This is a genomic window from Legionella sp. ST3F1, from assembly GCF_048553315.1.
Taxonomy (GTDB): Bacteria; Pseudomonadota; Gammaproteobacteria; order Legionellales; family Legionellaceae; genus Tatlockia; species Tatlockia donaldsonii.
In genome coordinates this window covers 126884-136922 of the sequence record NZ_JBLZIO010000009.1, presented here as the reverse complement: position 1 = coordinate 136922, position 10039 = coordinate 126884, and the positions used below count along the sequence as shown (strand labels likewise).

The following is a 10039-nucleotide window of genomic DNA, read 5'->3' as shown; positions in this document are numbered from 1 at the left end:
CCCATATCATCTTTGGCGTTCTTAAAAATAACAAACCTTTTAATGAAAATTGGGCTTGCTTTTAAAGACAGTATCTACAAGACAGAGCTCTGCCAGCAAACAAGTCCAGCCCCAAAAAATCAGAAAAAAACACTGTCGACCTCCGCTCGCCATTTCATTAAGGAAGCTGGAGAGCACTGCAATTATCCACCATTACAAAATGCCCTGTATGACGTTAGCTTAAGGATTAGTTTTCCTATCCGAAAGCCGTTTAAAATTCAGCACAATAAATCCTGTTCAGATTTCATGAAAAAACTTATAATGCCCCAAATCTCTTTTGAGATGCATAACATGATGGAAAGCAGGGAGCATTTTGTATCATCTAAAACTAGAAGACCATGTATTCATGTTGTCGGCCTTGGCGGCACGATAGCCAGCCTATCTCACAATCAAACAGATGAATTTTATCAGCACCCGTCGATTCAAATAGATAAGTTAATTGCTTTGTTACCATTCAAAAAGAATCATTTCACCATAAGCAGCCAGCAAATACTGCAACAAATCAGCCATGACATGACACAAGAAGAGTTAATCTTCGTTGCAATGAAAATTAATGAATTAGCCAACAAAGATGAAATAGATGGGATTGTTGTTATACAAGGTACAAATTGTATCGAAGAAACTGCCTATTTTATAAATCTGGTTGTTAGAACAAAAAAACCTATTGTTTTTACTGGTTCGTTTAGACCAACGGGTGCGTTAGGTTATGATGGTACTCGGAATTTATTCAATTCGATATTAATTGCAAGCCATAAAGAGATGTCAGGTGTTGGAGTTGTTCTTAGCTTTAATGATGGCATTGTGAGTGCTCGTGCAGCGACCAAAATCAATCCCTCTGTTGCAGGGGATTTTTCTGTAAATGGCTTAGGCTTACTCGGTTTTGTGCAGGGTACTCGCCTATGTATTCAAAACTTACCAACTTACAGACACACTTATCGGAGTGAATTTACTATTAATAAAATTAAAGAACTCCCTAAAGTTTATATATTATATGGTCATTTAGGATTAGATAGTCATCTTGTCGAGGTGCTAGTAGCAAGTGGTGCCAGGGGGATAATTAGTGCCGGAATGGGGAAGGGTTATCAATCAAGCGCAGTTACCAACGCATTGCGTAATGCAAGTCATCAAGGTGTTTTTGTAGTTAGATGCTCCAGATCTGGCTATGGTTTTATAAATAGAGATAATAAAATAGATGATCAAAATGATTTTATTGCGGGGGGCTCGCTAAATCCACAGAAAGCGAGAATTCTGTTATCAGTTGCCATACTCCACACAAAAGAAAAAAAGGAAATTCAACGTATCTTTGATCAATACTAGGGGTAAAAGCATCATGGATTGGAATACACCCAAAAAAGTTACAGAATGGATAGGAGCTTTAGCCATTAAATATGGCGATGCATTAAAAGATTATAAAAATTATCGTTGTAAAATTGTAAAAATAGAAACTAACCACGTTTCAAATGAGGTTATTTTATTAGTCTTGATAAATGGTTTTAAAAAACAAATCATTCCGTACTTGCCTGAAGATCTGGTTATGGATGATTCCATGCTCAGCCAATTTTCTTCTCATGATGTCAGAGCAATTACTTTTTTTGCTTTACAAAAAACCCACTCCTCTCATCCACGATTATCTAGGCCATTGTATTCGATTGTAGGACAGGATTTTATAAATGGAAAAACTATTTTTATTATAAATAAACTAAATGTATTCGGTGAATTTAGAAAATCAGCTCATGAGCTTTACTGTGATAAAGAGTTATTAAGCCAATTTAGCTATGATGATTTAAAAAATGTTATAAGCACGGCTGTACAAGAACAATATTTCGAAGATATACAGAGCCTGGAAGAAAATGTCCTCCGTTCTTGAAAAACTTGAAAATAAGATTTTACCCATAAATCAAATTTCTGAGTATAAAACTAATTATAGATACATAAGAATTATTGCAATGATATATCTCACCTTTTTATTAGCAGCGACAGTCGTTGCTTATAAAATAGTGATAATTGGTTATATTCCTGAACCAGGCTCGACATTAATTTATACATGCTCATTTTTTTTATCGAATGTGTATACAGAAGTTTATGGCGTTAAGCTTTCAAAAAAATTAGTCTGGGAATCAATAGGTTGTGGGTATTTATTTGCCCTATTATTAACAGGTATAAATTTATTACCCACGCCAGATTATTGGGACAATACAGACATATATAATGCATATAATACAGTGTTAGGCCATGTGCTGCGTTTTACCAACGCTGGCGTGATCGGTTATTTAATTAGTTCTTTTTTAAATGTGTATTTAATAGGCAGATGGAAGTACAAAATGAAGGGTAAGCTATTTTGGCTTCGTAGCTTATTAGCATCTAGTATCAGTGAAGGTGCCGCAACTTTCATTGCTGGATTAATAACGTTTGTAGGCTTAATGCCCACAAAAAAAATAGTACTACTTATGCTTAGTGCCTTAACATTTAAAATTGTTTATGGATTTATTGTAGTGTGGCCAGCAAGCCTTCTTGCTTATTTCCTTAAGAAAAGGGAAAAAATTTTATGGGAGTCTTACAATTGCAATTAAATATGATCTGTTCGAGATTGAATAAGTAATCCACTACACTTTAACTCATCGTTTAGAGGGGTAAGTTTGTAATTCTCAGAATTAGGATTTATGCTCTTTTGATAAAATTTATTGTTTTTTATAAAAACTTGCCTGAATACTATTTTATCATTTGGCAGCATAAACAAAGCAAAGTCTCCATTCGCAGGCTTTTTGTTGGAATCAAATATTAACAATGTTCCCTTAGAAAATTTTGGTTCCATTGAGTCATCATACATTTTTATTGCAAATACCTTATTAGAGGCTTTCACATCAACCAATAATTTTTCTTTGCTAAGCATCATCAATTCATGTAATGGAGCCTTAGCAAGCAACTCATAATCAATCATTGGTATTTCCCGCCACCCATGATGGACAGTACTAAGCGTTGCTTGATTGAAATTTTCTTCACCAATTAACTGACTTATAGACACCATAAAATAACTTGCCAGTGGATTCAAAGTTGCAATTTTTGGGTTTTGATTCTCTCCAGATAAAATCCGATTAATAATTTGCTGTGAGACGCCTGTCCGCCGCGCAAGTTCATTTTCACTTATTTTGGCATTACACAATAAATTTTTGAGGTTTTTACTAAGTTTATTCATATGTTACGTTCGATCTTAAGTTTTAACACAGAGAGTAAATCTATAGAGAACAATAAGACAACTATCTTGATTTTAACACTCTAGAGTGTTAAATTAATGTTGCTCTTCATGGTGATTATACTGTTATTTAAACTAATAGGAATTACAACATGGGATGTATCATAGAGTTTCCCCTATCATTTCTTAAATTCGAATTTTGTAGTCAAGGAAGTAAACAAAAAATTTTAGTTGATGTGTTATTAAAATATAGTGGCATGGATATTCAAGCACTTAGTGCCGCACTCGAAATTCCTATAAAAAAATTAGAGAATATCTGTAACGATGTTGATTTTCTTGTAGGTGAACAAGCCGATGATTTAGCTCAGTTGTTTTTGATATTTTTTGGTAGCACCTTCTTTCGTCAAACCTCTATACGTAGAAATTTTAATAATTAAATTGTACAAAAAATTATTAATTCCTGCTTAAGCTTCCGCAGGCAAAAAATCTCCTACGACTACTGGCTGGTAATTTTCTGCATCAAAATAGGTGTATTCCCAGGCATCCTGGCGTACCATCAACTCGCGCAAGAGACGGTTATTCAAACCATGGCCAGATTTATAGCCTTCAAACGCGCCAATCAAACCACAACCGAGGAGATATAAATCACCAATGGCATCCAGCACTTTATGGGTTACAAATTCGCCAGAAAAACGCAAGCCGTCTTCATTCAATACGCGATAATCATCAACGACAATCGCATTATCCAAACTACCCCCTTTGGCCAAATCAGATTCACGCAACTTCTCGTAATCGGACAGAAAACCAAAGGTTCTTGCGCGGCAAATCTCTCTTACGTAAGAAGTCCCTGACAGATCAAAGGTAACCGTTTGGGGTTTATCATTAAATACGGGGTGATCAAAATCGATTGTAAACGAAACCTTATACCCGTCATAAGGCAAGAACTGTACATACTTCCCGTGGTCCTCAATACGGATCGGTTTGAGGATGCGAATAAACCGCTTTGCAGCACTCTGCTCCCGTATCCCTGCCGATTGGATTAGGAATACAAAGGGCGCAGCACTGCCATCCATAATAGGAATTTCTGGTGCATTGACATCCACATAAGCATTGTCGATTCCCAGACCGGCAAACGCGGAAAGCAGGTGTTCTACTGTAGCAACCTTGACCCCCTGATGCTGCAAGGAGGTGCACAACATTGTATCGCCAACGTAATTATATAAAGCGGGGATTTCTACCACGGAGTCTAAATCAGTACGTCTGAAAACAATACCTGTATTAATGGGAGCCGGGCGCGCAGTCAGAAGAATTTTTTCTCCTGAATGCAAACCAACGCCCGTTGCTTGAATGACTTTCTTAATTGTTCTTTGTTGCATCATTCAGTGATCACCTTTTCGATATCCCATATTTTTCGCACAATAAATTGCCAAATCATAACAGCAATTAATTGATTAGTCTAATTTTTTATATCGTTCATAAAAAACGGCCCTCAGGCCGTTTTTATATTACTCAACTTGCTCTTCTTGCCGACGCAAAAAGGCAGGAATATCCAGGTAATCAACATCGGGTACAGACGTTTCATTGACGGTAGGTTTCGGTGAAACGGCTGCTTGTTTACGTATAACGGCAGGCCTGTCAAACTGTTGATAATCCAGAGAGCCATCACTGCGGACTGATTCGGCAATGCGAGCTTTTACTGTTGTTTGTTGTTGCTGTGAATGGCGGGTTCGTGAATCGCCACCAAGGCCAGTAACAATAACAGTGACACGCATCTCATCCGTCATTTCAGGATCAATGACCGTACCCACCACAACCGTTGCATCATCAGAAATAAATTCTTTAACGACATCGCCGACTTCTTCAAATTCACCAATCGACATGTCCAAACCAGCAGTAATATTGACCAAAATACCACGGGCACCAGAAAAATTAACATCTTCCAGTAAAGGAGAGGCAATCGCTGCTTCAGCTGCCTGACGAGCTCGTTGCTCACCAGTAGCACTCCCTGTACCCATCATCGCCATACCCATTTCTGACATCACGGTGCGGACATCCGCGAAGTCAACGTTAATGAGACCGGGACGTGTAATCAAATCAGAAATACCTTTTACGGCACCTAATAAGACATTATTTGCGGCTTTAAAGGCATTCAGCAAACTAATGTTTTTGCCTAAAACGCTAAGCAGCTTATTATTGGGAATCGTGATTAACGAATCGACATGCTCAGCCAGACGGCGAATTCCCTCTTCAGCAGCCAGGGCACGTTGTTTGCCTTCAAACGAAAAGGGTTTAGTCACTACAGCAACAGTGAGAATACCTAATTCTTTAGCCACCTCAGCAAAGACAGGTGCCGCTCCTGTACCAGTACCACCACCCATACCAGCAGTGATAAAAACCATATCAGCACCAGCCAGGACTTCTTTAATTCTGTCTCTGTCTTCCTCGGCTGCTTCACGACCGATTCTTGGATTCGCGCCAGCGCCTAATCCTTTCGTTAACTCATCACCCAACTGGATATGGATTTTTGCATTTGAATTTTTGAGTGCTTGAGCGTCAGTGTTGGCACATATAAACTCAACACCATCGATGTTTTCGGTCACCATGTGCTCGACCGCGTTACCACCACCGCCGCCGACACCAACGACTTTAATTACGGCACTGTCTTGCTGACTTTCCGTTAATTCAAACATGTTAGACCTCTCCCCTCTAAATTCTGCCGATTAATTGAGGTTTTGCCCCTGATCCTTACTTATGTAGCAGGATTAGAGGCAGAAACTACTTAAAAATTACCATGAAACCATGCCTTCATGCGTGCCCACATTCCTTTGTCATTATCACTTAAGACAGGTACATTATAACCACCTTCATATTGTTGTTGGAACCCATGTAACAATAAACCTACCCCTGTCGCCAGGGATGGATTTGCTGTCGCCTCGACTAAACCTGAAACCTGATGCGCACAACCATGGCGCACTGGCATTTCAAAACACATCTCGGCCAATTCAATCGCTCCCTGTACACTCGAGCCTCCCCCCGTCATCACCATGCCTGCTGCGATGCGTTGCTCAAAACCGCTGCGCCGAAGCTCGTTACGGACTAACGTAAATAATTCTTCGTAACGTGCTGAAACCACATCGGCAAGAACCTTGGCAGAAATTTTGCGCCCAGGCCTTTCACTGACCCCTAATACTTCAATCATTTCATTGGCATTAGCCAATTCAGGCATTGCGCAAGCATGCTTTAACTTAATGGCTTCCGCACTCTTGGTCGGGGTGCGTAAAGCCATTGCGATATCGTTGGTGACTTGATCACCAGCAATAGGAATGACTGCTGTGAACTGAATAGCGCCATCATAAAACACGGCAATATCCGTCGTGCCGCCGCCAATATCAATTAAACAAACACCAAGCTCTTTTTCATCTTCAGTTAAGACGGCGTGACTGGCTGCCAGTTGCTCAAGAATAATATCACTCACTTCCAAGCCACAGCGCCGCACACACTTGGCAATATTCTGGGCAGCACTGACAGCGCCAGTAACAATGTGGACACGCGCTTCTAAACGTACCCCGGCCATACCTGCCGGCTCCCGGATACTACCCTGGTGATCGATGATAAATTCCTGGGGTAAAACATGAAGAATTTTTTGATCGGCTGGAATCGCAACCGCCTTGGCAGCATCAATGACACCTGCCACATCAGCATGTGAAACTTCTTTATTGCGGATTGCAACAATACCGTGGGAATTCAAGCTCCGAATGTGGCTACCTGCAATACCCGCATAAGCCGTTCGCACCTCACACCCAGCCATTAACTCTGCTTCCTGGACTGCGCGCTGGATTGAATTGACCGTTGCTTCGATATCAACAACCACACCCCGTTTTAGGCCACGGGAAGGGTGGCGTCCTATACCAATGATTTCTATCGCCCCATCTGCCGTCACTTCGCCAATGAGTGCCACCACTTTAGAAGTCCCAATATCCAAACCGGTGATGATATTTTTTTCTAATTTTTTAGCCATTATCTTCCCGTTTCTTTTTTCCATTGCACCGCCATACCTCGCGGATAACGTAAATCAACACTTGCTAATTGCCCTGATTTCTCTGCGAAAACTGCGGGATAGGCTTTACAGAACCGGATAATACGCGTTTCCAAATCCTGTTTTCCCAAACGCAACTGCACTCCATTGGCTAGAGTAAGTTCCCAAGCTTGATTATCACGCCATTCTAATGAAGCCGCATGCAAACCATAGATTGATAATATCTTACTCATTTTTTCGTAAACTTGTAAGACTTCCTTTTGTTGATTCGTTGGACCACTGAGATGCGGCAGCGAAGAATCAGTTAATGTAGCACCACCTTTGTTAAATAACTCACCATCTTCCGTGAGTAAGGCATTATTCCAGCTTGCTACAGGTATTTTCTCAACGAGCGTGATTTTCAGGGTATCAGGCCATAGCCTTTCTACCCGCACTTGATTGGCCCAATCCAGGGCAGCCAAGTCAGCATATAAACGTCTTACCGGTAAAGAAAAAAAACTGTTATTAAGGTAATTCGCCAAAACGCCTTCAAGTTGCTTACGCGTAATGTGCTGATAACTTGCTACTATTTTGACTGTATTAATAGGAAATCGTTCTGCATCGGCTACAAACAAATAAAATAAGTGTGCAGCCAAAAAAATGGCGCACACAATCAGCATGGTTAAAAAACTCGCATAGCGTAATCGCCCTGTATTACCGCTCATCCACTTTAGTACCCTATTCTTATTACCCTATTATGGTTTTTTAATTCCCTACGCTACCCTAATCCACCATCATTGATAGCTGGTCACTAACTGCTGGCGGCAACGATGATGGGTCATGGCCAAATTCACCAGTTCATCTAACAGCTGCGGATAAGCCAAACCACTGGCCTGCCATAATTTTGGATACATGCTAATGGAAGTAAATCCAGGTAATGTATTGATTTCATTAAAGAAAATATCCCCGGTTTGGTCGTTTACAAAAAAGTCGACCCGGGCCATACCTTTGCATTTAAGGCGAGTGAAAATTTCACAGGAAATCGTTTGTAAGCGCTTGAGTATTTTCGGATCAAGTTTAGCGGGGACATGTAATTCAGTCTGGTTAGACTCCAAATATTTTGCACTGTAAGAATAAAAACCATCTGCGTGATGAACACGGATTTCACCCGCTATACTGACTCTTGGTACACCTGAAAGCGACGCATTCTCAAGAACAGACAATTCAATTTCACGCCCAGGCAGAAACTCTTCCACCAGAATAGTTTCATCGTATCGTAAAGCATCTTCAATCGCAGCCGCTAATTCAGTGTGGTTTTTTACTTTATGAATGCCGACACTCGAACCTAACGAGCAGGGTTTAACGAACAAAGGCCAACTTAGTTCAGCCGCCGTTTGCTGGCAAAACTGCTGTCTCTCCAACGCGCTGCTGTGCCAGGATAAAACACGGTAACGGGCAGAACGAATCTCATCATTACAGGCAAGGCGTCTAGCCATATCTTTGTCCATGCCAATTGCGGAAGATAAAGCATCACAACCCACATAGGCAACACCGGCTAATTCCAGTAAACCCTGTAGACAGCCATCTTCATAAAGAGGTCCGTGAACAATAGGGAATACAACATCCGCATCAACGGCAAAACGGCCATCAATCAGTAAACTCGCCAAGGGACGTGAACGTGAAGTAGTAACTGGTAAACTGTCTTTAAAGGCAAGTAATTCCTGATAATCATTCTGATAACAACGCCCTTCTTTATCCATGCCTATAGGAATTATGTTGTATTTACTCGCATCCAATTGGGCCAGCACAGACGCTGCAGAAATTAAGGAAATTTCATGCTCACCGGATTTACCGCCATAGAGCAATACTAAATTGATAGGTTTGGACATTAAAAGTCTCCAATGATGTGCACTTCGCGAATTAAGTCAATATCAGTTTGCTTATGCACCGTGTCATGTACTAATTCAATTAACGATTCGATATCCCGAGCCGAGGCACTGCCGTGCTGGTTAATAATAAAATTGGCATGTTTTAAAGAGACAACGGCACCACCTAATTGCCTCCCTTTAAGACCACAAGATTCGATAAGACGAGCAGCGAAATTACCTGGCGGGTTTCTAAACACGGAACCACAATTGTATTCGCTGGTCGGTTGAGTATCCGCGCGATGCGCTAATAACTCTTTAATAAGCTGTAAGGATTTTTCCTTCTCACCTGCAATGAGCCGGCAGGTAGCGGCAACAAACCATTCATTGTCCTGCAAACCGGAAACATGGCGATAAGCGATTTCAAATTCTTCTGGCTTTCGTACATGTATCTCACCATCGCGGGTCATGGTTTCAACTTCCACCACCAATTGCCAGGTTTCACCACCAAAGCAACCGGCATTCATGCGCAAAGCACCGCCCATTGTCCCAGGGATACCGGCCCAGAACTCACCACCAGCAAGATTATTGCGCGCGCAAAATCTTGCCATACTTGCACAAGATACACCAGCCTCTACCCGAACCAGATCGTCAGTGACTAAAACCATTTCCTTCAAACAGCCTTGCGTTAAAATCACTGTACCCGCAAATCCCCCGTCCCGGATTAAAGAATTGGAGCCCAATCCTAACCAGAGCAATGGCTCATCCGGAGGTAATTGCTTCAAAAATATCGCCAAATCAGCAATGCTGCCAGGCTTATATAATTGACGGGCAATGCCGCCAACTCGCCAGGTCGTATAATCAGCCAGAAGCTCATTCGTTAATAATTGACCTTGATGAGCTGCTGCAGGATTTGTCATTGTTTCTGTT

Annotated in this window: 11 protein-coding genes; 4 read left to right on the top strand and 7 right to left on the bottom strand. The window is 41.1% G+C overall.

Annotated elements, in window-relative coordinates; all coding sequences use genetic code 11:
- Positions 1 to 285: 285 nt before the first annotated feature.
- From ACN4Z1_RS08280 to ACN4Z1_RS08270, 3 genes are read left to right on the top strand one after another with little or no spacing between them, the layout of a single operon-like run.
- Entirely contained in the window at positions 286 to 1356 is a 1071-nt protein-coding gene (locus ACN4Z1_RS08280; RefSeq protein WP_419388112.1) for an asparaginase, read from the top strand.
- A gap of 13 nt (positions 1357 to 1369) precedes the next feature.
- The gene (locus ACN4Z1_RS08275; protein ID WP_228364940.1) at positions 1370 to 1906 is read left to right on the top strand and encodes a hypothetical protein; all 537 of its coding nucleotides are present in this window, start codon (positions 1370 to 1372) and stop codon (positions 1904 to 1906) included.
- Positions 1890 to 2609, top strand: coding sequence for a queuosine precursor transporter (locus ACN4Z1_RS08270; protein WP_228364941.1), 720 nt, complete (start codon positions 1890 to 1892; stop codon positions 2607 to 2609). The genes ACN4Z1_RS08275 and ACN4Z1_RS08270 overlap by 17 nt, the downstream gene beginning before the upstream one ends.
- On the opposite strand, the gene ACN4Z1_RS08265 is transcribed toward ACN4Z1_RS08270, so the two are convergent.
- A complete protein-coding gene (locus tag ACN4Z1_RS08265; protein ID WP_228364942.1) occupies positions 2606 to 3232 on the bottom strand; it encodes a helix-turn-helix domain-containing protein in 627 nt (208 codons plus the stop codon). The two genes, ACN4Z1_RS08270 and ACN4Z1_RS08265, sit on opposite strands and share 4 nt — an antisense overlap.
- 149 nt (positions 3233 to 3381) lie before the next feature.
- On the opposite strand from ACN4Z1_RS08265, the gene ACN4Z1_RS08260 reads away from it, so the two are divergent.
- Positions 3382 to 3666, top strand: coding sequence for a hypothetical protein (locus tag ACN4Z1_RS08260; protein WP_228364943.1), 285 nt, complete (start codon positions 3382 to 3384; stop codon positions 3664 to 3666).
- A 27-nt stretch (positions 3667 to 3693) separates the two neighbouring features.
- Here the strand turns inward: ACN4Z1_RS08260 and lpxC are convergent, their stop codons facing one another.
- The 6 genes from lpxC to murB form a co-directional block, all read right to left on the bottom strand.
- On the bottom strand, positions 3694 to 4608 hold the full coding sequence (gene lpxC, locus ACN4Z1_RS08255; RefSeq protein WP_115222227.1) for a UDP-3-O-acyl-N-acetylglucosamine deacetylase: 915 nt from the start codon (positions 4606 to 4608) through the stop codon (positions 3694 to 3696).
- A gap of 126 nt (positions 4609 to 4734) precedes the next feature.
- Positions 4735 to 5919 carry a cell division protein FtsZ gene (gene ftsZ / locus ACN4Z1_RS08250; protein ID WP_228364944.1) on the bottom strand — a complete coding sequence of 395 codons (1185 nt, stop codon included), beginning with the start codon at positions 5917 to 5919 and terminating at the stop codon, positions 4735 to 4737.
- An 89-nt stretch (positions 5920 to 6008) separates the two neighbouring features.
- Positions 6009 to 7247 carry a cell division protein FtsA gene (gene ftsA / locus ACN4Z1_RS08245; RefSeq protein ID WP_228364945.1) on the bottom strand — a complete coding sequence of 413 codons (1239 nt, stop codon included), beginning with the start codon at positions 7245 to 7247 and terminating at the stop codon, positions 6009 to 6011.
- Complete coding sequence (locus ACN4Z1_RS08240; RefSeq protein WP_228364946.1) at positions 7247 to 7969, bottom strand: cell division protein FtsQ/DivIB; 723 nt, start codon at positions 7967 to 7969, stop codon at positions 7247 to 7249. The genes ftsA and ACN4Z1_RS08240 overlap by 1 nt, the downstream gene beginning before the upstream one ends.
- 69 nt (positions 7970 to 8038) lie before the next feature.
- Complete coding sequence (locus ACN4Z1_RS08235; protein WP_228364947.1) at positions 8039 to 9133, bottom strand: D-alanine--D-alanine ligase family protein; 1095 nt, start codon at positions 9131 to 9133, stop codon at positions 8039 to 8041.
- Positions 9133 to 10029 carry a UDP-N-acetylmuramate dehydrogenase gene (gene murB, locus ACN4Z1_RS08230; protein WP_228365076.1) on the bottom strand — a complete coding sequence of 299 codons (897 nt, stop codon included), beginning with the start codon at positions 10027 to 10029 and terminating at the stop codon, positions 9133 to 9135. Before murB ends, ACN4Z1_RS08235 begins: the two co-directional genes overlap by 1 nt.
- Positions 10030 to 10039: the final 10 nt, after the last annotated feature.